General features: G+C 42.8%; 17 protein-coding genes and 2 tRNA genes. 8 read left to right on the forward strand and 11 right to left on the reverse strand.

Annotation, left to right across the window (positions count from 1 at the left end; translation table 11 throughout):
- Window positions 1-119: 119 nt before the first annotated feature.
- The 3 genes from L870_RS0100500 to L870_RS16225 form a co-directional block, all read right to left on the reverse strand.
- The gene (locus tag L870_RS0100500) at window positions 120-1334 is read right to left on the reverse strand and encodes a hypothetical protein (RefSeq protein WP_028516437.1); all 1215 of its coding nucleotides are present in this window, start codon (window positions 1332-1334) and stop codon (window positions 120-122) included.
- Window positions 1331-1792 (reverse strand): RNA polymerase sigma factor, encoded by a 462-nt coding sequence (locus L870_RS0100505; protein ID WP_028516438.1) that lies wholly within the window; start codon window positions 1790-1792, stop codon window positions 1331-1333. The genes L870_RS0100500 and L870_RS0100505 overlap by 4 nt, the downstream gene beginning before the upstream one ends.
- Before the next feature lie 264 nt (window positions 1793-2056).
- The gene (locus L870_RS16225) at window positions 2057-3559 is read right to left on the reverse strand and encodes a serpin family protein (protein ID WP_051411305.1); all 1503 of its coding nucleotides are present in this window, start codon (window positions 3557-3559) and stop codon (window positions 2057-2059) included.
- A 204-nt stretch (window positions 3560-3763) separates the two neighbouring features.
- Here L870_RS16225 and L870_RS16230 point away from each other — a divergent pair, with 204 nt between their 5' ends.
- The 4 genes from L870_RS16230 (at window position 3764) to L870_RS0100530 (ending at window position 10414) form a co-directional block, all read left to right on the forward strand.
- Window positions 3764-5722, forward strand: coding sequence for a glycoside hydrolase family 3 protein (locus tag L870_RS16230; protein WP_051411308.1), 1959 nt, complete (start codon window positions 3764-3766; stop codon window positions 5720-5722).
- Window positions 5723-6087: 365 nt separating this feature from the next.
- Complete coding sequence (gene abc-f / locus L870_RS0100520; protein WP_028516439.1) at window positions 6088-7614, forward strand: ribosomal protection-like ABC-F family protein; 1527 nt, start codon at window positions 6088-6090, stop codon at window positions 7612-7614.
- 431 nt (window positions 7615-8045) lie between these two features.
- Window positions 8046-8720 carry a hypothetical protein gene (locus L870_RS0100525; RefSeq protein WP_028516440.1) on the forward strand — a complete coding sequence of 225 codons (675 nt, stop codon included), beginning with the start codon at window positions 8046-8048 and terminating at the stop codon, window positions 8718-8720.
- Window positions 8720-10414 (forward strand): vWA domain-containing protein, encoded by a 1695-nt coding sequence (locus L870_RS0100530; RefSeq protein ID WP_028516441.1) that lies wholly within the window; start codon window positions 8720-8722, stop codon window positions 10412-10414. The genes L870_RS0100525 and L870_RS0100530 overlap by 1 nt, the downstream gene beginning before the upstream one ends.
- 86 nt (window positions 10415-10500) lie before the next feature.
- Here L870_RS0100530 and L870_RS0100535 read toward each other — a convergent pair whose 3' ends face one another.
- The 4 genes from L870_RS0100535 to L870_RS0100550 form a co-directional block, all read right to left on the reverse strand.
- Window positions 10501-11157 carry a GNAT family N-acetyltransferase gene (locus L870_RS0100535; RefSeq protein ID WP_028516442.1) on the reverse strand — a complete coding sequence of 219 codons (657 nt, stop codon included), beginning with the start codon at window positions 11155-11157 and terminating at the stop codon, window positions 10501-10503.
- Between the two features lie 195 nt (window positions 11158-11352).
- The gene (locus L870_RS0100540; RefSeq protein WP_028516443.1) at window positions 11353-11838 is read right to left on the reverse strand and encodes a hypothetical protein; all 486 of its coding nucleotides are present in this window, start codon (window positions 11836-11838) and stop codon (window positions 11353-11355) included.
- Between the two features lies 1 nt (window position 11839).
- Window positions 11840-12472, reverse strand: a complete 633-nt coding sequence (locus tag L870_RS0100545) for an HAD family hydrolase (RefSeq protein WP_028516444.1) — start codon at window positions 12470-12472, stop codon at window positions 11840-11842.
- Window positions 12469-13533, reverse strand: a complete 1065-nt coding sequence (locus L870_RS0100550; protein WP_028516445.1) for an iron-containing alcohol dehydrogenase family protein — start codon at window positions 13531-13533, stop codon at window positions 12469-12471. Before L870_RS0100550 ends, L870_RS0100545 begins: the two co-directional genes overlap by 4 nt.
- Window positions 13534-13717: 184 nt before the next feature.
- Here L870_RS0100550 and L870_RS0100555 point away from each other — a divergent pair, with 184 nt between their 5' ends.
- The 4 genes from L870_RS0100555 to L870_RS16235 all read left to right on the forward strand — a co-directional run bounded on the left by L870_RS0100555 (window position 13718) and on the right by L870_RS16235 (window position 17121).
- Window positions 13718-14533, forward strand: coding sequence for an NUDIX hydrolase (locus L870_RS0100555; protein WP_028516446.1), 816 nt, complete (start codon window positions 13718-13720; stop codon window positions 14531-14533).
- A gap of 93 nt (window positions 14534-14626) precedes the next feature.
- Complete coding sequence (locus L870_RS0100560) at window positions 14627-15151, forward strand: cysteine hydrolase family protein (protein ID WP_028516447.1); 525 nt, start codon at window positions 14627-14629, stop codon at window positions 15149-15151.
- A gap of 18 nt (window positions 15152-15169) precedes the next feature.
- Window positions 15170-16369 carry a nicotinate phosphoribosyltransferase gene (gene pncB, locus L870_RS0100565; protein WP_028516448.1) on the forward strand — a complete coding sequence of 400 codons (1200 nt, stop codon included), beginning with the start codon at window positions 15170-15172 and terminating at the stop codon, window positions 16367-16369.
- Window positions 16370-16389: 20 nt separating this feature from the next.
- Complete coding sequence (locus L870_RS16235; protein ID WP_051411310.1) at window positions 16390-17121, forward strand: glycosyltransferase family 2 protein; 732 nt, start codon at window positions 16390-16392, stop codon at window positions 17119-17121.
- A 101-nt stretch (window positions 17122-17222) separates the two neighbouring features.
- Here L870_RS16235 and L870_RS0100575 read toward each other — a convergent pair.
- From L870_RS0100575 to L870_RS0100590, 4 genes are all read right to left on the reverse strand, one after another.
- Window positions 17223-17306 (reverse strand) — tRNA-Leu (locus L870_RS0100575).
- Between the two features lie 42 nt (window positions 17307-17348).
- A tRNA-Pro gene (locus L870_RS0100580) sits at window positions 17349-17425 on the reverse strand.
- A 128-nt stretch (window positions 17426-17553) separates the two neighbouring features.
- The gene (locus L870_RS0100585; RefSeq protein ID WP_028516449.1) at window positions 17554-19902 is read right to left on the reverse strand and encodes a clostripain-related cysteine peptidase; all 2349 of its coding nucleotides are present in this window, start codon (window positions 19900-19902) and stop codon (window positions 17554-17556) included.
- Between the two features lie 162 nt (window positions 19903-20064).
- Entirely contained in the window at window positions 20065-22800 is a 2736-nt protein-coding gene (locus L870_RS0100590) for a family 43 glycosylhydrolase (RefSeq protein ID WP_028516450.1), read from the reverse strand.
- Window positions 22801-22896 lie beyond the last annotated feature (96 nt).

Raw genomic sequence — 22896 nt, forward strand, 5'->3', positions numbered from 1 at the left:
TTTCAGAAATGTGACAAAAAAACGGAAAAAGTTTTTTAAAAAATCTCTGAAATGTTTGTTTATGTCGTATAAAGGAACGTGTTTACGCTGAAAACAGCGAACATATCATGCATAAAATGTCAGTACAGCGATGAAATGTCCAATGAAAGCGATTCGTCGTGCATAGAGACGTATATGTCTCCTGCCTGTCTGAATACAGCCTCGTCACCCCTGCTTATAAGCTCAAATGAGTTGTGCGGGAATGAGGAGCTGCCGTTTTTAATGAAAAACAGATAAGTATCTCCCACATATTCTTTTCCGTCGCAGCCTCCGTCATCGAAGATGGAATAATTCTCTGCATCGGGAAGGAATATGTATTTATGGATCTTTATATAATCCTCGGCAGATATATAGCCGCCGCTGATGAAAAGGGTTATCTTATCGTCAGTTTTCAGATTACCCTTGAAAACCTCTCTGATGGTGAGATTTTCGGCAGTATAAGCTTCTTCATCTATAGAAGTATACACTATTTTATCAACTTTTGCAAGTATTACGTCGTAAGAATCATCAAACATCTGTCTGATCTTCTCATCAGCAGGGATACCGCTTTTATCATTTCCGCTGGGAAGTTCGTCACTGCTGCCGTTTCCGTCGCTTTGTACAAGATCGGCAGCAGTAAGGATCTCATTGCGTATATCATAAGTTACATCGAGATCCACGGTCATATCCCTGCCGTAGATGATTTCGCCTGTTATAGGTGCTGCAGTGGTTGTGCTGACAGGCTGAGGAGATGGCTTTGTAGTTGAAGCAGAATGCTGAGATTCACGGGAGTCTGTTGTTCTGACGGGTGTAGTTTTTGTGGTACGTGGTGTTGCAGTATCATTGTTAGGTCTGTTTGTTTTTGCAGTTACGCGCGGAGCTGTATTATCATCATCTTCATCAGGCGCTTTATCTGTGTCGGTAGTTTTTTCGGCCTGATCCTTTTGATCGGTAGAAACTGCCTTTGTAGTCGCTGTTGTATTTTTGCCACCTTTATCGGCAGCAGTGGTAGTTACAGCTGATGAGGTATCTGCGGTAGTCTGAGCAGATACTTCAATAACTCTATTTTCCGTAGTTGCAGCTATCTCGTCTGTATTCTGATACATATTCGGTTCTTGCTTTGGAAGTCGTGTTATTGCTGCGATGACCAGTGTGAGCATTGCAGCGGAAGCTAAAGTCTTTATTACCAAAGGAAGCAAAGGCTTTCTCAGCTTTTCGGGTGTACGCTTCCTGAATTCGTCCGCAAACTGTTTTTTTCTGTCGGGGTCGGGAATTTCAAAAGCTTCAAGCAGTTTTTCTTTTTCTTTATCTGTCATATTAACTCCTCCTTTCCCATGTACTCATTCAGCTGACCGAGGACACGGTTTATCCTTCGGTTAAGTGCAAATCGTGAGATATTATAAAGCTTTGCCATTACATTTACAGGTACTCCGTTTATATACCTGAGGAGTATCAGCTCTCTGTCATCATCTGAAAGTTTTTTAAGGGCGTTTTTCAGTTCCAGATCAGAGAGTACGTTTTCTTCAACATTTTCCGATGAAGCCTCTGTATCTGTAAGCTCATCGGTCTTATGCTTTCTGAACTCATCTCTGCAAAGGTTGCCTGCGATAGTGTAGAGAAGCTGCAAAGTTTTGTCAATGCTGCTGTATTGAGGGTGTTCAAGGTAACGTAGGAAGGTCTCCTGAGTAATATCCTCAGCAGTCTCTTTGTGTTTTACTTTAATGTAGCAGTAGCGGTATATTTTATCGTATTGTTCGTCAATATCAAAAGCCAAAGAGACACCTCCTCATAAAAAATCATAGTATACATCATTACATTATATCACATAATAATGAAGAAAGCAACTAAGGAGAGAAAAATTTTTGAGCTTTTGTTATCGGAATAGAATATGCGGACGTATTTTCTGATGTTAACGCAGGTTAACAGACGGATAATTTTCCTATTTCTGAAAAACAGGGGAACTTTGAATAAAGTCCCCCTTTTGATTATCCCCCTTACAGGATATGTTTTATTGGAAGCTGCAAAGTGCAGTTACAGCTTATGAGAGTGAATTGAGTACACCGATGAAAACAGGGATTGATGTCTGTGTATCTATGATACAGTAAACAAAAGGTCTGTCAAGGATAACTTTCTTCTGATCTTCGGGCTCGAATGCTTCGCCGTCGTTCATTGCAACAAGTGTTGCGGCAGCAGCCTTTGTGCCGTTTTCATCAAGGTCTATGAAGGTCTTGTGGACAACATAGCCTATGAAGATAGGGTGTACATCTGCTATGGACGACATATTGGAGAAATCAGCTTTTTCATCACCCATGTTGAAAGCAGTGGGCATACCCATATTTATAAGGTAATCTGAAATGTTTTCTCCGTACTCACATTTGAACTTAGGAAGCTTTACTTGGGCTTTTTCATATTTTTCTTTGTAGCTGCCGAGGATATTGCTGAGCTTTTCGGGAGTAAGATCTGTAACATACTGTTCAACGGAAGTGCCTTCCTTGGGGAGAAGAGCAGCAAAGGCATATTTCCCGCCGCTGTAGTATTTCAGCATACCGTCGGTATCATCATCGCCGATATAAACTTCGTCGCTGGAAAGCATTTTAGCTTCCTGCTCTGTACCGTCAGCAGCAGTGAACTTGCCATCTGCTATCTGGTATTTATCGTAAGGTCTCATCCATTCTGCCTCGAAAGCAACTGCGTTAACAAGGTACATAACGTCGTCATCGCTGATCTGATTGAGGATACTCGGTATCATTTTGTTAGTTTTCTCGTTTACCCAGCCGTTTACATCTTCGAGTGTAGTATCATCAAAGGGAGCGATGTAGTATTCACTGTCGTAGTAGTCAACACACTTCTGTATAAACTCGGGGCGAGTTTGTATACGGTAAGGATTGTCGATAGCCCAGATAGAATTAGCTGTACTCATTGACCACTTGTTATATTCGGATTCATTGGGGTTAATTGTTCTTTTGCGCTGAGCAAGCAGATATTGGTCAAGCTCCTCTATGGACATACCGTTTCCAAGTACTTTTTCCATTTCTTCAAGTGTCTTGCCGTTTGCACCGTTGGCTGTCATTGCCAGTGCCTGCATTATGGAATAAGGAGATATCATGCTGTTCTCGCCCTGTTTTGTAGTGGCTTTCAGCATATCTACGGTGAATTTCATCTGGCTTTCGATGAATTTTTCGTCAGCCTCTTTACCTTCTACAGCCGACTTGTTTATGCCTGCACAGAGATTTCTCGAATTCGGCGCATAGCTTGGCGTTGGAACACTGCTTATACATTCGATGAGCATTTTCCTCATTGCACTCAGATCGAAGATATCAAGCTCGCCGTCCTCGTTTACATCAGCATTGCTGATGTTTTTGAGCTCGCCGCTGCCATTGAGCCAGCGCTGGTACATTACTACGTCAGCAAGATTGAAGGAAGTGTCACCGTTTACGTCGCCTTTTACGGGTTCTTCAAGTGCGCTGACCGTTCCTGCAATACCTGACGGGATAGCGATACAAGCAGCTATAACTGCTGAGATGAGCTTTCTGAATTTCATAAAAAAACCTCCTCATATTTTAATTCTTAGCGAAGTCTTTCGCTTTTCATATACATTAACGGAAAAAAAGGGGAGATGTGCGGCTGGAAATGTAAACATTTTATGAATTGAAGCAGGTGGAACAGGGCGATTTGACAAAAAAATCTTTAGATGTTATAATGATTTTATTATTTTTACGTATTTAATAATGTAAAGGAGAAAGCTATGAAAAAAGTCGTTTCAATATTGCTGTCACTTGCTATGATAACTGTTTTAGCATCATGTTCAGACAAAAAAAGTGAAAACAGTACTGAAAAAGCTGAAACAACAACCGAAACAACAACGGCTGCTGCCGCTACAACAGATAACAGCGTAAGCGAACAGTTTAAGTATGAAAAGTACGCTTCCATGACTCCCGAGGAAATAACTGCGCAGCTCAATCTTGAGCAGAAAGCAGCTCAGATGGTTCAGCCTGCTATATATATGGTGATAGATGAGCCCGAAGAGATAATGAAGGAGGAAGACTACGGCAGCGTTCTCGGTGAGCTTTCAGGTATGGAATTTACCTGTCAGGAGTGGCAGGAGACGATAGATGAGCTACAGAAGGGGGCTGTAAATTCAGAAGCAGGCATACCTTTTATATACGGAATGGATCATGCACACGGCGTTAACTATTGCCTTGATACAGTAATATTTCCGCATAATATCGGTATCGGAGCTGCCAACGATGAAGAGCTGACATATAAAATGGGACAAGTCGTTGCAGATGAAGCAAGGCTATGCCATATGCCGTGGAACTTTTTCCCTGTAGTAACTCCATCTGTTGACCCTCGCTGGGGACGTACATACGAGTGCTACAGTTCTGACCTTGATATTATATCAAAGCTTGGATCTTCATACATAAAGGGCTATATCGACGGCGGCGGAATAACCTGCGCCAAGCACTTCTTTGCTGAGGGAAGTGCTGCATACGGTACAGGCGAGGACTCAATGAACGGTGAGGAGTTCGTTGACAGACTCATAGATCGCGGTAACGCTGAACTTTCCGATGATGAGATAAACAAGCTCCTTAAAGTATATCAGGATATGATAGATGCAGGTACACAGACTATAATGATAAGTCATGCTTCGCTTAACGGTGTAAAAATGCATGAGAACAAGAAGTACATAATGATGCTCAAGGAAGAAATGGGCTTTGAGGGCTTTATCGTCAGCGACTGGGAGTCTATCCAGAATATTCCCGACAAGAGCTATGAGGAGCAGGTAGTTGCTGCCATAAATGCAGGTATAGATATGCTCATGGAGCCGAATAAATTTGATGAAGCAAAAGATGCTATCATTAATGCTGTAAAGAACGGTGATATCACTGAGGAGCGTGTCAACGATGCTGTTACACGTATAATCAAGGTCAAGAAGGAAAACGGTTATTTTGATGATCCGATGTTTGAGAAGTCGGCAACAAAGCAAAAGACAACAGGTTCAGACGAGTACAGGGAGATCGCTGAAAAGCTTGTTGAGGAAAGCCTTGTACTGCTGAAAAACGATAATAATGTACTTCCTATAAAGAGCGGCTCTTCTGTTTATGTTATAGGTCCTGCTTCCGATGATGCAAGTGTACAGTGCGGCGGCTGGACTCTTGACTGGGCTGAGAGCTATACAAGGGTCATTCCAGGAGTAACTACAGTACTTGAAGCTTTCAAGGCATATGCCGAGTCATACGGTATAAAAGTTATCACCAATCCCGATGAGGCGAAAAATGCGGATATTGTTGTAAATGTTCTCGGCGAGCAGGTATATTCCGAGTGGAACGGCGACAGCGAGGATATGGAGCTTTGCGGCAAGCTCGGACTTGAAAAGAACCGTATGGCTATTGACGAAGCTAAGAAGCTTGGCAAGCCTACTGTTACCTGTATAGTTGCAGGCAGACAGGTGATACTTGACAAGGCTGACTATGACAGCTGGGACAGCGTGGTAATGTGCTATCTCCCAGGCTCTGAGGGCAAGGGCATATCCGATGTGCTTTGCGGCTGTGCTGATTTCAAGGGCAAGCTCCCTTCACCGTGGTACAGCTCTGTAGATCAGATAGGTACTGATAAATGCTGGTTTGAAAAGGGCTACGGACTTTCATACGGTGACGGCTTCAAGCCTCTTGATGAGCCTGAACGCGTGAGTGCGGCTGAATAAATTGTAAATATGGCAGTATCCTGCATTGAAGGCGGGCTACTGCCTTTTATGTTTATTATACTTGACAAATCACTGTACGTATGTTACAATATAAAAAAATCCAAAGAGAGGTGTCAGGATGAAAAGATAATCTGCTTTTGAACACATGAATAATTACTTGACAGTGTGGAATTTGCCGTACTGTCTTATCATGTTGCCAAAAGTGGATTATGTTCTCATAACCTCTTTTTTGCGTATATATGTCACAATATAGGTGTATTGTGATGTTATCCCTCCGACCATGAGGTTATAAGTATGTAATGGAACTGTTTGGCAGCAAATGGTTCTGCTTTTTTGCATACAGGACCGTGGAAGGAGGAATTTTTATGTCACAGATCAGAGTTAACGATCTTACATTTTATTACGAAGGAAGCTATGACAATATATTCGAGAACGTATCCTTTTCAATTGATACCAACTGGAAGCTTGGTTTTATCGGCAGGAACGGAAAGGGGAAAACTACCTTCCTCAATCTTCTGCTTGGAAAATATCAGTACAGAGGCAGCATAGATTCTTCTGTAAAATTCGAGTATTTCCCGTATCATGTCAGCGATGCTCAGAGAGAAATGACAGGTTCTGAGCTGATTTACGAACTGAGGAACGAGTGCGAGGAATGGCGTGTGATATGCGAGCTTGAAAAGCTTGGAGAAACTGCGGAAATACTCTACAGAGGCTTTTGCACACTCAGTCTTGGTGAACAGACAAAGGTGCTGCTTGCAGTGCTTTTTTCTGGTGAGAATGAGTTCCTGCTAATAGACGAGCCTACAAATCACCTTGACTATGAAGCACGTGAAAAGGTAAAGGAGTATCTTTCGGGAAAGAAAGGCTTTATTCTTGTATCCCATGACCGAGACCTGCTTGATGCCTGCATCGACCATGTACTTGTGTTTAACCGTAAAAGTATAGAGGTGCAGAGCGGTAATTTCTCTGTGTGGTGGGAGAACAAACAGCGCAAAGAAAGCTTTGCGATCGCTGAAAACGAAAAGCATAAAAAAGAGATACGCAAGCTAAGACAGGCTGCGAAAAAAACTTCTGATTGGGCTGATAAAAACGAGCGTACAAAAATAGGCTTTGATCCAATAAAGGAAAATGATCGCTGTATCTCTACGCGATCGTTTATAGGCGCTAAAACCAAGAAGATGCAGAGCAGAGTCAAGAATATCGAAAAGCGCATAGACCGTCAGATTGAGGAAAAAGAGGGACTTCTCAGCGATATCGAAAGAACTAAACAGCTGAAGCTTGAAAAGCTTACCCATTACAGGAAAAATCTTATCAGCTTTGCAGATTACAGTCTGAGATACAATGATTCGGAGTCGGCTGTGCTTGACGGCATAAGCTTTAATGTGGAGAGCGGTGAACGCATTGCACTGCACGGCAGTAACGGCTGCGGAAAGTCTACTCTTATAAAAGCGATACTGAATAAAGCGGGATACAACGATGTTATCAGCAATATAACCGAAAAGGGGACTTGCGATATCGCATCAGGGCTCATAATATCCTATATCGACCAGAATACAAGAGAACTTTGCGGAAGTATAGAGGATTACTGTGAGAAGCACGGACTTGACAGAAGTATGTTCTGCACTATTCTGCGCAATCTGAATCTTGAACGCGTACAGCTTTCAAAGGATATTTCAGAGTTTTCTGAGGGACAGAAAAAGAAGGTGCTTATTGCAGCAAGTCTGCTTACACCTGCACATATTTATATATGGGACGAACCTCTCAATTATATTGATGTTTTTTCACGTATACAGCTTGAAGAACTGTTGCTTGAATATCAGCCTACTATGCTTTTTGTAGAGCATGATGTGAGATTTCGTGAGAAAATATGCACGCGCGCAATAGAGCTTTAGTAAAACAGGAACCGCAGGATAAATACGTCCTGCGGCTCTTTATATTTCCCTTTGGCACATCTTTTTTTACATATTATACTATATTTGATTATTAAAATGAAATATACTAATTGTTTATAAGTGTGACCTGCATCGAACATAATATGTGGGCGAATGAAATGTCAGATTTTGTCTCTGAAATAGGCTAAAGCGACCGTATTATATGGTCGAGTGAACTTATATTAGTTTGATATTGATATCGGATATTCACTTCCTAAGAATATGGCATGAGGTAGATATATATGAAAAATTTCATAGCTTTATAATTGCAGGGGCATAATATGAGGATATGGGTGCTTTATGCGGGTGAAGTGGTAATTGACATTTTGAAAAATATGATATATAATATATAAAATGTAATTTTTAAAACCATGATTACGGGGGGGATGACGTTGAAAAAATATTTAGGACAGATAATATTCAATGTGTGCGTTGCTGCAATATCGGTATTACTGTTCGGATGTACTGATCTTCTTGATTCTGCGATATTGTCGATAATAGTGATAATTGCCATGGTGGCACTTCTGTCATGGGGTAATTATTTTTTTATCAGAGCTGCCAGCCTTGGAAGAAAGGCTTTTCAGCGCGCGTATATAATAGATGAGCATACTTTTGAATCTTTGAATCAGCCTGAGGATTATATCGAGGTAATGAAAGACCTGAAGGACTATGCTCCTTGCCGTCAGGAAGCTTCAAGGCTTATTGAACAGTGGGAAGCATTTCAGAAGAAATCTGTTACCCTTAATGCAATAAGTGACGGAGCAGGAGTTTATGAGCTTGTAAATCAGGATATACAGTCGGTAATGCTCAGCAATATGATGCTCTTTATGAAGCGAACCGCTATAATACAGTCTGCTTCGCGCAACGGTGAACTCAATATGCACAAGGATTATCTTAGAATGCTTACAGGAAGAAACGAAAAGATACTTAACGATTATACAAATCTGCTTATTGAGGTATCTCAGATGACGGACAGTGAAAGAAAGAATACCGAGATAAAATCGCTGAGACTTATAATAGAATCTATACATGATTATAAGAAAGAAATGGAAAGTGAGGATATATAATGAATAAAAGTAAATCACCCGTTATAATTGCTGTTATCGGTGCATTGGTAACAATGATACTCATAATCGTAGTTATATACAACAATTCATCAAAGAAGGAAGAGAAAAAGACTCCTGTTCCGCAGAAGAATATTTCCCAGAGTCTTGAGTCATGCCTTAAAAATATAAAGGTAACGAGTGCGGAACTGATAAAGGGTAATGTTGATTACTCTGATAAGGGGGCAGCAAATCTGCCGAATATCAATACAAAGTATCCGCTTACTGTTGAAGGAAACGGAGATGTTGACATAGAGATATTCTCAACATCTGAAAAGGCAGGCAAGAATAACAACGGCTGGCTCAATGAGGTTGCTGAGGAATTCAACAGACAAGGCAACCGTCTTTCAAACGGAAAGACAATTTCAGTAAGTGTAAGAAGCATTGCTTCAGGAGCTTCCTGCGATTATATTACAAATAATGTTTATATTCCACAGGCTTATACTCCTTCAAACGAGCTTTTCGGTGAGCTTGCTTCCGAAAACGGTGCAAAGCTCAAGCTCGAAGCAGAGTCACTTGTATCAAATGTTGCAGGAATTGCAGTATCACGTACAGCTGCATCGACTCTTAAATCAAAGTACGGTGATGTATCATTTGAGACTGTAGTAGATGCTGTCGCAGCAGGCGAGCTGCAAATGGGATATACTTATCCTTATACATCGGCAACAGGTCTTAACTTCCTTGTTAATGCGCTCCAGCACTTTGACAGCAGTGATATGCTCAGCAGTGCTGCAATAGAGAAATTCCAGCAGCTCCAGAAGGGCATTCCTTTTGTATGCTATACTACAGATCAGATGGTAAACGCTATGCAGAGCGGAACTCTTCAGGCAGGCGTTGTTGAGTATCAGGCTTATACTAACAGTGCTGTATTAAAGGGCGGATATGATTTTGTACCTTTTGGCTACAAGCACAGCAATCCGCTTTACAGTGTAGGTGATCTTTCAGCAGACCAGCATGAAGCACTTTCTGCTTTCCTTAATTATGCACTCAGCGACGCTCCGCAGGCTCATGCAAGGGAATACGGATTTGATCCGGATAATTCATACAGCTACAATACTTCAAAGCTCAGCGGTGCTGACATAATCAGCGCTCAGCGTCTGTGGAAGCAGGAAAAGGATTCGGGCACACCTACAGTTGCTCTCTTTATTGCCGATGTTTCGGGAAGTATGGGCGGTGATCCTCTTGCAAGGCTTAAAGAGTCTCTTCTTGAGGCTTCAAAGAACATCAAGCCTGATAACTATGTCGGACTTCTTTCATACAGCGATAATGTATCCATTGAGCTTCCTATAGCTCAGTTCACACTTGAACAGCAGTCCTATTTTGCAGGAGCTGTAGAGAGAATGAGAACAGGAGGAAATACAGCTACATACGATGCTCTGATGGTAGGCGTTGATCTTATCAATCAGTACAAGCAGAATGTTCCTGATGCAAAAGCTATGATATTCCTTCTCAGCGACGGACAGTGCAATGAGGGATATGATTACAGAACAGCGGCAGATATCGTTGATTACTACGGTATACCGATCTACACTATCGGCTATAACGAGGATATCGACTCTCTGAAGGATCTTTCTTCAATAAACGAAGCAGTATACATTGACGCTGACAACGACGACGTTGTTTATGAGCTTGCTGCTCTCTTCAATGCACAGATGTAAATACAGACAGCCTGACGAAAGTCAGGCTGTTTTCGTATCAGTATGAAAAAGCCGACAGCGTGAACTGTCGGCTTTGATGTTATTGCTTACCACGTTATAGTTGAATGGCTGTGGATATAGAATTCTTCCTGACTTGGCTGCCAGCCCTTTTCCTTGGGCGGGAACAGTTTGTCAAATTCCTCTACTGCCTTCTCGTCATCGCATGGCTTGTCTACCTCACTTGGGTGATATAACCATTTGCGTCCGTCGAGAGCATCTTCCTTCAATACCTTTACCAGCAGTGCAGCAGGGAATATATCACCTTCAAAGCATACATTATACTTCTTGCAGCTCTTGTAGCCTCTTGCAACGTAGTTGTCGGGGTTACCGAAGTTTATGACCGTGTCATAGCCCATTTCTTCTGCAATTTTGAATGTATGTTCAAGAAGTGCCTTTCCGAAGCCCATACGCTGATACTCGGGGAGCACGCACAGCGGTCCCATAGTGACTACAGGCTTCACATTGCCCTGTTCATCTGTGAGAGTAGCCTTGCAATACATAACGTTTGCAATGACCTTACCGTCAAGCTCGATAACATAGTCAAGCTCCGGGATAAAGTCTGCATGATCTCTCATAATATGTATGAAGTAATGCTCATGGCAGCCCGGCTTGGTCATGTTCCAGAACGCTTCACGTGCGAGATTTTCGGTTTCGCGGTAGTCGTCTTTTGTTTCCTTACGAATGATGTAGTCATATTTATTCATTATTTTTTCCTCCTGAATCAGCTGACAAGACACGGGAGGTTTGTGTGAGACAGTATTCGCAAACCACCCGTTTACGCTGCTATCTCAGGTCTGTTATTATTTTTCAAACAACTTCTCCTTAAAAATAAATTACGAAATACTATATATGTATTTCTGATTGTATTATACACCTTTCAGAAAGCGGTGTCAATACTTTCATCTGAATTTAGTGCAGTAATACCTGCCTTTGTATTCGTACACCGTACATTTTTTACTGACAAGTTCGTAGTAATTGTTGAACATATATTTTTCCGTCTTTATAATACGTCCGTCGGGCAGCTTGACTTTGTAGGAGTAATATCTCGAACGTGTCCCCAGCTTTGATACATAATCAAAATCTATCAGTTCAGCTTCCTTATGTAGCTTGCCGTTTTTTATTATGATATTACGGCGTATCTTATAGATCATCCATGTAATAAGACAATACAGACCTACAATAGTGAATGCCCAGATGTAGGGTGAGCCATGTCTGATAGAGAATAATCCAAGCAGAGAGTTTAACGGCAGATCACGCTTTTTACAGAGGTATATACAATAAATGATAGCTAAAGCATCAAATCCCAGCATGACGAAAAATCCGTAAATACGTCCGTCATTGTATGAGGTGAACGGAGACTTTCGTTTTTCTTCACGTTTTTTCATATCATTGCAGTGTTTCCATCAGTTCGGGAAGATCGCTGAATTGTGCAAGTTCGGGAACAGTTTGTTTTATTTTTCCGAAGCCGTAAGCTGCATGGATAAAGTCAAGACCTGCCTGCATAGTGGCGTCATAGTCTCCCTGTATATCGCCAACATACCATGCTTTTTCAAGTTTGTTCCTCTTTACGACGAGAGCGATATTGTCACCCTTGCCTTTGAGGTTGTTGCCGTAGCATTCTATATCATCGAAGTACTTCCCGAAGCCGTAGTGCTCGAGAAAAGCTTCTATATAACCTTTCTGGCAGTTGCTGACTATATAGAGATGATATTTTGTTTTCAAGCGTTTGAGAGTTTTTTCAAGGTCGGGATAAAGTACGCCGCCGTGTTGAAGCAGATAGGTGTTTTCTTTTTCACAGCAGATGTCAAGGAGCTCCATGCGTTTGTCTTTCGGTAGAGTACCGAATAGCTTATCTGCGATCTTATCCATTGTAAGTCCCATTACGCCCATAACATCTTTCTGAGATATATCGGGGAGATCGTATTCGGACTTGCGGACTGCCTCAGTCCACGATGCGGCTACATTTGCTGAGGAGTCCCAGAGAGTGCCGTCCATATCAAAAATAATGCCTTTTTTCATTTTCCTTCCACCATTCTGCTGTATATTTCATTGAGCTGTACTCTGTCATGCTTTACGTCATCGAGTATTGTTATCCTGCCTGTTCTGACTGTGCGAGCCTTTTCCCATATATCCGCAAACATATCCTCGGTGATGCCGTAGGACTTTGGGTTGATGTCAAGCTTATATGTCCTGAAAAAGTCAAGAAGTCCCTGCGGAGTCTGTCCCTGGAATATGCAGGCAGGTATGCTGCCGAGTGCAACTGCAAGTCCGTGGGATATTTTTATATCTGGATAGTATTCCTCGATAGCATGGGCGAAAAGGTGTTCGCTGCCACTGCACGGACGGGAAGAGCCTGCTATTTCCATTGCAAGGCCGCCCATAACAAGTGCTCGTGAAAGGATGCGAATAAATACGCGGCTTTTCATGTCTTTTTCGTCGCAGTGATAAACCGAATCATAGCTCATACGGCTTAGGGCGTAGGCAAAGTCGTCAACACGGGAATTGGTCTTTGACGCGGAAAGCTTCCAGTCGAAAAGTGCAGTATGCTTTGCGATAGTATCGCCTATGCCCGATAGTGTCTGACTTTCGGGAGCGTTCGTTATCATATTGGTATCGACGATTATTGCAGTAGGTATCTTGCATTCAATAGTTTTTCGTGCTTTGCCTTCGGTCTCAAGGACTGAGAACGGAGAAGCAAGAGAGTCATTGCTGAGAGAAGTTGGCATACATATATATACCGCCTTGCTGATATGAGCGGCATACTTTGCGGTATCGAGTACTCTGCCGCCTCCGATACCGATTATCACTTTTATATCTTCGATACAGACTTTCTTTGCAATAGTAACAGCTTCATCAAAGCTTGCATTTTTTATTGCAAATATTTCTGCATTGCCGAAATCATTGCTTATATCCGTTATTTTTTCCTTGTATATGCCGATGAGAAATTCCTCGGATATTATGATAGTCTTTTGTCCGATTATATCGGGAATGTATCTCTTGACTATCTCATCGGAGTGAAAGAATGCGTCCTCTTCGACTGCAAGACATATGGGAAGATTAAATCTTGTATGCTGGTTCATATGATTACCCCCTAAAATAATGTTATAATTATTTTACCACATTCCGTAAAAATATGCAATATCGGCAGAGAAAAAGGCTTCATGATAATATCACAAAAAATCCGAAATTTTTTTCAAAAACACTTGACATCTTATTATTTTTATGATATTATCATAATAGAAATAACTAAGGAGGCGATCCGCAATGGACAGCGAGAAGGAATTTCTGAAAAACTATAACATAAAGGACTACGAAAGACCGTCCGTAACGGCTGATGTGGCGGCTTTTATGGTAAGCTCGGAGGATAAGACCAGTTATCGGAAAAATCCCGAAAATAAGCTCCTGCTTCTGCTGATAAAAAGGGGAGGGCATCCGTTCAAGGGAATGTGGGCTCTGCCCGGAGGCTTTTTGCAGAAGGGTGAGACTATCGAGGAATGTGCTCTCAGGGAGACAAAGGAAGAGACTAATGTCATGCCGACTGCACTTATGCCTGTGGGAGTTTTCAGCAAGCCTGACCGTGATCCGCGAGGCTGGATAATCTCAAATGCATATGTCTCTGTAATAAGTGAAGAGGCGGTAAAACAGGTAGGCAGCGATGACGCTTCCGATGCACAGTGGTTCAGCGTAAGCTTTGAGCGCGATGACAGCGGAAAATACGAGCTTACTCTGAAATATGAAGATACTGAACTGAAAGCAGTGCTTACAGAGGAGAAAACAAGCTTCGGACGCACTGAATTCCGTATAGTTGACAGCAGCAGTCTTGCATTTGACCATGCTGCAATAATCGCTGCAGCTCTTACAGCTCTCCGGAATGCGGCAAGAAATTACGATACTATATTTGATTTTCTGCCCGAAAAGTTCACTCTGACATCTTTTCAGAAGGTGCAGGAAACTATAATGAACATATCAATACTTCCTGCGAATTTTCGCCGTATGGTAAGCGGCTATGTTGAGGAGACAGACGAATATGTAAGAGGAGAGGGGCATCGTCCGGCAAAGCTCTATAAACGCAAGGCGTAAAACGGATCAGGCATAAAAATTATGCTTGACTCTTGCATAAGTACTGAGGTATAATTGATTTATAATACTTTTATCATAGGAGGATATGAGGTTATGAAAAAGTTTTTGATCGTTGTTGATATGCAGAAGGATTTCATAGATGGAGCTCTCGGTTCAAAAGAGGCTTGTGCCATAGTACCTGCTGCTGCCGAAAAGATAGCAGGCTTTGACGGCGAGATCTTTGCAACATATGATACTCATTTTGACGATTATATGGATACGGCAGAGGGCAAAAAGCTACCTGTGCCTCACTGCATAAAAGGCACTGAGGGCTGGCAGCTGAACAAGGATATCTCTGCTGCTTTGAAAAGCAGAAAGTTTACTCCTGTAGAGAAATATACATTTGGTTCGGTCAAGCTTCCCGAGCTTATAAGAAAGGCAGCAGGCAGCGATGAATTCAGCATTGAGCTTATCGGTCTTTGCACGGATATATGTGTTGTAAGCAATGCGCTTTTATTAAAGGCAAGCTTCCCCGAAGCTCCAATTGCAGTAGTCGAAAAGTGCTGTGCAGGTGTAACTCCCGAGAAGCACGCTGCTGCAATAGAAACAATGAGAAGCTGCCAGATAGATATTTTATAATATGGAAAGGAGAAAGCTATGAAACTCGAACCGATCGTTATTTCACTTCTTGATACAGATCTCTATAAATTCAATATGGATCAGGTCATCTTCCACAAGCATACAGATCTCTGCGGACAGTATTTCTTCAAGTGCCGCAACAAGGACGTTGTTTTTACTCCCGAAATGGTTCAGGAAATAAATGAACAGATAGATCACCTTTGCTCACTTACCTTCAAAAAAGAGGAGCTTGATTATCTGCGTTCCATACGCTTCATAAAGAATGACTACGTTGAATTCCTGAGACTGTGGAGACCTATCCGTGATTACGTTACAGTTGAACTTAAAGACGGCGAACTCAATATCGAAGTAAACGGTCCTCTTTTCTCGGCTATGCAGTTCGAGATATATCTGCTTGAAATCGTAAACGAAGTATACTTCCGTATGAAATATGATTACGAGAAGCTGAGAAAGTCGGCTGAGGAACGTCTTGACGCTAAGATAAAGGCTATGAACGATGGTACTTATACATTCAAGTTCGCTGAATTCGGCTGCCGCAGAAGACTTTCCCGTGAGTGGGAGGACGTTGTTGTAAAAAGACTGGTTACTGAAACTAAAAACTGCGTAGGTACTTCAAATGTATACCTTGCAATGAAGTATAACGTAACTCCTATCGGTACTTATGCACATGAATTCGTGCAGATGTATCAGGGAATAGATTCTATCCCGCTTGCTTATACCAACCACTACGCAATGAAGGACTGGTATGACGAGTACGACGGCGATAACGGTACTGCACTTACGGATACAGTCACAACAGACCTGTTCCTCCTTGATTTCAACCGCTCTATGGTCAATAACTATACAGGAGTTCGTCATGACAGCGGCGACCCTTATGAGTGGGGAGAAAAGATGATCGCTCATTACAAAAAGTACGGAGTTGACCCGAAAACAAAGCTCCTGCTTTTCAGTGACAGCCTCGACTTTGACAGAGCACAGAAGCTGCATGATTACTTCTGTGACAAGACAAAGGTATCCTTTGGTATAGGCACGTTCTGTTCCAATGATACAGAGGAAAAAGCACTTAATATAGTTATTAAGCTCCAGTATGTAAACGGCAGACCCGTTGCAAAGCTGTCTGACGACATAGGGAAGGCTATGTGCAGAGATGACGAGTATCTCGGCTATCTCAAGCGTTCGGTAGAATTCAGACTTAAAAGAGAAACAGAATATATTTAATGCTCAGGAGGACGTAACAAGTGGAGACATTGTTTTCAGTCATAATACCTGCGCATAATGAAGAAAAGTATATAGGAAAATGTCTGCGTTCAATAAAACGTGCTGAAAAGGAAGTAAACGACAGAGTACAGATCGTGGTAGTGGCTAACCGCTGTACTGACAGGACTGCCGATGTGGCGAGACATTACGGAGCTTTAGTTGTGCCTAATGAGGACAGATGTATCAGCAGCATCAGAAACGCAGGAGTAAGAGCTTCAAACGGAAAAATAATCGTAACTATCGACGCTGACAGCGTTATGACAAAGTGTTCACTGGCTGAGATAAAAAAGATGCTTTTCTCGGGAAAATATATCGGCGGCGGTGCAATGCCGAAATTTGACCGTATGTCGCTGGGAATTGCAGTTTCTACTGCATATGTTGCATTAAATCTGATACCTGTTATGATAAAGAGCGGCGGTATGCTGTCTGGAACTATGTTCTGGTGCAGGCGTAAGGATTTTGACAGGATAGGCGGTTTTGATGAGAGTCTTGTGAGCCTTGAGGATATGGATTTCGCAAGAAGGCTGAAAGCTCTCGGAAAGAAATTCGGTAAGAAATACGGCACTCTGAAGAAGTCGAGGGTCATAACTTCAAGCCGTAAATTCGATGAATTCGGGGACTGGTATCTGCTCAAAGACCGTAAAATGACAAAGGCTATTTTTACGGGAAGGGACAGAAAAGCTGCCGATAAATTCTATTATGATGTAAGATAAAAAAGGCTGTGTAACAATTAAGTTACGCAGCCTTTTCTTCTGTATGCAATGCAGTTTTTTTAGAAACAAAAAACGCCGAATATTCGACGTTTCATAAACAGTGCCGCTGACCGGACTTGAACCGGTACGATATTGCTACCGAGGGATTTTAAGTCCCTTGTGTCTGCCAATTCCACCACAGCGGCAAAATATACAGCGGTACGACTTTTTAGGGTTATACCGCTTTTTGGTCGAGGTGACAGGATTTGAACCTGCGGCCCCTACGTCCCGAACGTAGTACTCTACCAAACTGAGCCACACCTCGGACAGCATTAATATTATACATCAAATGAGCGGCGATGTCAAGTAAAAATATCAATAAAATAATAATTTTATTTTTTTACAATTTTATTATCATAAAAAAGAGCAGCCCGAAAGCTGCTCTTTAACATTTTATTTGATAACGATTGGTTCTGACCAGTAATCCTGATTGTAAATATCAGAGAAGCGATAAAGGATATGGCAGGCGCCTGATCCTACGTCTGTATTGCTTATGGTCATATTATCGGAAACTGTTACCTGATCACCGATCATGTAGCTGTCCTGATAATTCATATCGTAATCATAATAATCACAGATGAAATCAAGCTTGTCGCCAACATTGAGCTCTGTAAGGTTCTTTGCTACAGCGTTTGTCTCGCCGTTAACGTAATCTGTGGAAGCTCCTGCGATAAAGCCGTTTGGATTAGCGTTGTTGAATACGATTATAAGGTTTACACGCTCACCGTTCAGTAAAGCAGGTACATATCCTGTGATTATCGTATCATCACCGCTGTTTGTTGTATCTGTGTGATAGTATGCTACAACGTTTCCGTTGATCGAGAGCCAGTTCTTTTCAGTATCAGCAATAAGGTCTCCCTCTTCTGTCCAGTCGTAGATATTGTCAAGTCCGAGGTCGATGTAGCCCTGACCGTCGTCGTAGAACATATTAAGGTCGAGCTTGTGTACCATTTCCCACTGATTGTCAGCAAGCTTCATAGTATATGAATCATTCTGCTTTTCCCATGTGAGCTTTGATGCGTCAAAGTAGTGAGTTGAAAGATATTCAGCTGTGTCGTCAACATCTGTATCCTGCATAAATGCAGTATTTGAATCATCGAGACCTGCTATGCTTCTTCCGCCGCCGCCGAGGAAGCTGGAGAGAAGTGACCCGATCATATCAGAGCTGCCTGATGAGCTTGATGAACCGCCGAGTCCGAAGAGTGAGCTAAGGGCGGAACCTGTGCCGCCTGCTGCGATCTGTCCTCCTGTTTCAAGCTTTGCAAACTGCTTGATGCACTTGGAGTACTCAGAGTCCATACCGATCTGGTTGTAAGTATTGCAGGCTGTATCTACGTATGATGTACGCTGATACGGGAAATAAATTGATACTCCGTATGCGTTTGTCATGTTTGTAGATGTGCGGTTGTACTTGACTGCCTTTTTAAGAGTTTCAGCAAGTGCCTTACCCTCGGGAGTTCCAATATTTTCAGCAAGGTTTACGAGGTCTACCTGATCTATGCGAGAGCTTTCTGCAAACTCACGGGTAGAGTATCTTGCGTTTGAAATGTCCTTGTACTCATCGTTTGAAATCTTTGTGCTGACAGACTTAGCAAATGCATTGAGATCCTTTGGTACAGTATTTGAGAATTCAGCAAGGTCGATAACGGAAAGTGTTGTTTTCTGACCTCTGCACTTCTTTGCGCACTCGGAAACGAAATCGTCAACAATGTTCTTGCCGATGTCAAGTGTTGCCATAGAAGTGTTGCTGCCAAGCTTTGTGAGCCAGTTTGTGTAGTACCAGCCGATACCGGGTTCTGTTTCCTCAGAAGCGATGAGATAATCAGCGTGTTCGTTGAGCATGAGTGCTGTTTCTGCTGTTGCCATAAGGCAGGCGTCAAAGCCGATGAAGTCAAATTTTACTCCGCCGCTCTTGAGTGCCTGATTAACACCTGCAAGGCTCATAGATCCGCTGCTCTTGTTCTTTTCGTCGTAGCCGTAGCCTGTAACTGATCCGCCGCCGTGATCCCAGAGGATAAGCTCGTTTCTGTTAGCAGGGAAGTTCTTGGAGCAGTACTGTATAAATGATGCAAGGTTGTTAGGATCGGTCATTGCCTTTGAGCCAGCATCTTCAACAAGTCTGCCCACCTGACCGTTCTTTATCTGATATATCTGGTTGACTTTATTGCTTATGCCTGTTGACTTCCACTTTGAGCAGCCTCCTGTGAATACGATTACGTTTACGTTGTCACCGTAGGAAGCACCTGCCATTTCCTGCATATCGGAAGAAGCCATGCCGTATTTTGATTCAAGGTCGGTACCGCACATATATACCATGATAGTTACAACGTCCTCGTTGTTGCCCTTGATAACTGTACGCTTTTCACGTGAACCTGTGGCAACAGATGTATCTACTGATGTATCACTGGTAGCACTGCCTGATGCTGTATCCTCAGTGCTGAAATCAAAGCCCGACGGTGCTGAACCGCCGCCTAAGAGTGAGCCGAGGAGATTTCCTGCACCGCCGCCTGCACCGCTGCCCATAAATTTAAATAAAAGGAAACCGATTATAAGGAGCGTCATTATTCCGCCGCCGCCGGCAGCTGCTCTCTTTACGCCGCCTCCGCCGCCTGTTGATCCGCCTGAATAGCTTCCTGAACCGACAGGACCTGTGCCAAGTCCATCGCCGCGTCTATGTGCTCCACTTCCGCCGGATGTGACGTTTTTACGTCTGTTCTGCGGTCTGTTTTGTCTTGGATCCATATTAACCTCCGTAATTTTTTCTCTTTAGCAGGTCAAATAGACCTACTTATTAATATTTTACACACTTTCACATAGAATGTCAAGTTAAAATGAATTATTTGTATTTTGTCGAAAAAACAAGCGCAGCGGCAAGTTTATGGCTTGCAGCTGCGCTGATGAATGTTATTTGCTTATGAGAAGCTTTCTGAGTCCGATACTGTCGAAGATGTCAATAACTCCGTCATAGTTGATATCTGCATATGCCGAGCTTGTTACAGGTTCGTTTTTCAGCAGGAATTTCTGTAGCATTACAAGGTCTGCAACAGTTACGTCTGTATCAAAATTTACATCGCCTGTACGCGCTTTTTCGGGAGTGAGTATTATTTTCTGATTCTTTGTACCGTTATAATCTTCAAGACGGCAGGAGAGGATATAGTTGTTGTCGCTGCCGCTGTTGATGACTGTAACGCATTTTTCATTCTGCACAAGGGAATACGAGCCGTCTTTATTGCAGGTGACTCTGAATTTCTGTGAGCTGTCGGCTGTGTATTCCTTTGCAGTGATATTTCCTGCACTGTCAGATGTGAGTGCGTCGCCGTACTTGTTTATAATTGTATAGCTGCCGTCATCAAGTTTGTTGAATTTCCAGATATGGTCGTCTGCGTGATTTAATGAGTCGCCGTTTATTTGATGTATCTGCATATAGCTGTCTAAATTGAGGTTCCTTTCGGCTGAATTGTACAGCCAATCTGAGAAAATATCGCGCATTGAATATGTACCGTCAGTTACGGTTGGGTGAACAGCTTCAAGGCTGAACAGCTGGCAGTCATCGCCTCTGTATTCCCACTGGTTGATGTTTCCACCGTTCTCTTTTGACCATTCATATACGTCAAATCCGCTTTTGTCATTGGACGAAGCGGTAACTATACCGTAGTATGAGCCTTGCTTTTTTATCATGAACTTCTGATTTTCTGCGCCTGTGAACTCCTGTAATTCAATGTTTACGCCGTCGCTGCCTGAATTTTCTGCAAGACCGATGCATTTGTGCTCATCGCCTGCGGAGAGGATACAGAAGTATTTTTCGTCAATAGACGTGAGTTTCCACTGCTGTGCCCAGCTTCCGTTGAATTCCCATTGCTGTATGTTAGTCCCGATATCAAGGCTGCCGTTGGGTAGGTCTACAGCCTTACCGCTGTTACGGTTGATGATGTAATATGATACATCGGAGTGAAGGTCGGTACCTGAAATATAGGGAGTATAGCTGCTTGGCAGCAGAAAATCTGTGGAATATACTATCTTTGAGTCTTTGTCAGTGTAATCTGGAATGCCTGTTTTACGCTCTGAGCCGTTGTATTCCTTTGTCTGCACACCCCATACGGTCTGGTTGTTGCTGCCTACAGCGGTAAAGGACATTACCTTTTTGCCGTTTTCGTCCTTGGCTGCAAGGAAGTAACCGCTGTATTTCTGACCGCCTATTGTTATCTCAGCAGCCGCGCTCTCCTGCGACTGTGACCATTTACCTGTGACTGCACCGCTTATTGTACCGTCGGAATTGAGTTTTATGCTGCTGTAGTTTATTATCTTTCCGTCTGTGGAGGTGCCGTGGTTGATGAATTCATAGTCGCCGATAATATCGGAGTCATCGTAGCCAGATGCAGATATCTCGTCGCCTGCATATTCGTATGGGGCTACAACAGGCCAGCCTTCATCGTTGAAGTACATGGAGTGTACACGAACCTCGTGGAATTCTGCTCCGTCGTCAAAACGTGTGTGATATACAAGATACCATTTGCCGTCATCGTCACGGAGTACGGAGTTATGTCCGCAAGCCATATATGCCTTGCTAAGTGAGCTGAATTTGTAGTTGCCCATTACCTTCAGACCAGTGGAGTCGAGGTTGGGATTTGTGGGGAGAACTGCCTGTCTGCCTGCGGGATCGGTAAACGGTCCGAGAGGCGATGCGGAACGGAATACACGCATATTATACCCGCCTGTTGAGGTGAGTCCGCCGAATGTTACCCATAAGTAATAGTAGCCTGTATCGGCATTGTATTCGATGAAGGGACCTTCACCTGATTTGCCGTAGCCCCCCGATATCTTTGTGCCGAAGTAGCTGTCCACCATTCTGCCGTCAGAGGTAGTGCCTGTTTTCGGGTGTATGCACTGTCCGGTTTTCGGATCTATCTCAAGGGTGAATATACCGCCTGACCATGAGCCGTAGCACATATACATCTTTCCGCTGGTGTCATAGTATATGGTAGGGTCGATGGCGTTTGGGAAGAGCTGATTGTTGAAGTCGTTGTTTCTGAACCAGCTGTTGTTGAAGCTTACCTGTCCTGCGGCAATAAGCTCGTCTATGTTCGTGGAGGTGTACTTCTTGTTCACGTTTTTTGTTGAACTCTTTACATATGTGTCATTGTTTGTGAAGCCTGAATAAATGAGAGTATCCACAAATGTGTACGGTCCTTCAATGTTCTTTGCTGCGGCATAAGCTATTACCGAGCGCATATATGTTGAGGAGGTGCAGAAGTACATGAGGTACGCACCTTTGCTGCCGTCGGAGTTGATATAGTCTGCGTCCCAAACAACATCGGGTGCCCATACTGCAAAGCCGCCTGCGCAGTCCTCAAGGTCTTCGCCTGCCCATGCAAAGGCTTTTTGCAGATTTTGTGAAAGGCTGCCGAATTCAACATTATTTGTGGTGGCATAGCCGTTTGAAAAACGTTTCCAGTTACGCAGATCAGTGGTCTTTGCAGCTTCGATATGTGAACCGAATACATAATATGTACCGTTATCCTTGACTATAGAAGGATCGTGTACGGATACGCGCTGATTTGCTGCAAAAGCACTAAGTCCCGTGAATGCCGATAAAAATATGCAACCTGAGACAGCTGCTGATATTAGCTTTTTCAATTTCATTTTAATATCCTCCGAATATAGAATACTTTATATAATTATATCTCTTTTTTGTTGAAAATGTCAATAGATTTTGTGTGCACAAAAGTATTCTTGCTG

Origin of the sequence: Ruminococcus flavefaciens ATCC 19208 (genome assembly GCF_000518765.1) — a bacterium.
Lineage (GTDB): Bacteria > Bacillota > Clostridia > Oscillospirales > Ruminococcaceae > Ruminococcus > Ruminococcus flavefaciens.

What these genes read in the sequence shown, in the direction of transcription:
- abc-f (WP_028516439.1), top strand. Translation starts at nt 6,088, where the DNA reads ATGTCACAGATCAGAGTTAACGATCTTACATTTTATTACGAAGGAAGC.
- L870_RS0100545 (WP_028516444.1), bottom strand. Translation starts at nt 12,472, where the DNA reads ATGAAAAAAGGCATTATTTTTGATATGGACGGCACTCTCTGGGACTCC.
- L870_RS0100530 (WP_028516441.1), top strand. Translation starts at nt 8,720, where the DNA reads ATGAATAAAAGTAAATCACCCGTTATAATTGCTGTTATCGGTGCATTG.
- L870_RS16230 (WP_051411308.1), top strand. Translation starts at nt 3,764, where the DNA reads ATGAAAAAAGTCGTTTCAATATTGCTGTCACTTGCTATGATAACTGTT.
- L870_RS0100590 (WP_028516450.1), bottom strand. Translation starts at nt 22,800, where the DNA reads ATGAAATTGAAAAAGCTAATATCAGCAGCTGTCTCAGGTTGCATATTT.
- L870_RS16225 (WP_051411305.1), bottom strand. Translation starts at nt 3,559, where the DNA reads ATGAAATTCAGAAAGCTCATCTCAGCAGTTATAGCTGCTTGTATCGCT.
- L870_RS0100560 (WP_028516447.1), top strand. Translation starts at nt 14,627, where the DNA reads ATGAAAAAGTTTTTGATCGTTGTTGATATGCAGAAGGATTTCATAGAT.
- L870_RS0100585 (WP_028516449.1), bottom strand. Translation starts at nt 19,902, where the DNA reads ATGGATCCAAGACAAAACAGACCGCAGAACAGACGTAAAAACGTCACA.
- L870_RS0100540 (WP_028516443.1), bottom strand. Translation starts at nt 11,838, where the DNA reads ATGAAAAAACGTGAAGAAAAACGAAAGTCTCCGTTCACCTCATACAAT.
- pncB (WP_028516448.1), top strand. Translation starts at nt 15,170, where the DNA reads ATGAAACTCGAACCGATCGTTATTTCACTTCTTGATACAGATCTCTAT.
- L870_RS0100535 (WP_028516442.1), bottom strand. Translation starts at nt 11,157, where the DNA reads ATGAATAAATATGACTACATCATTCGTAAGGAAACAAAAGACGACTAC.
- L870_RS0100550 (WP_028516445.1), bottom strand. Translation starts at nt 13,533, where the DNA reads ATGAACCAGCATACAAGATTTAATCTTCCCATATGTCTTGCAGTCGAA.
- L870_RS0100555 (WP_028516446.1), top strand. Translation starts at nt 13,718, where the DNA reads ATGGACAGCGAGAAGGAATTTCTGAAAAACTATAACATAAAGGACTAC.
- L870_RS0100500 (WP_028516437.1), bottom strand. Translation starts at nt 1,334, where the DNA reads ATGACAGATAAAGAAAAAGAAAAACTGCTTGAAGCTTTTGAAATTCCC.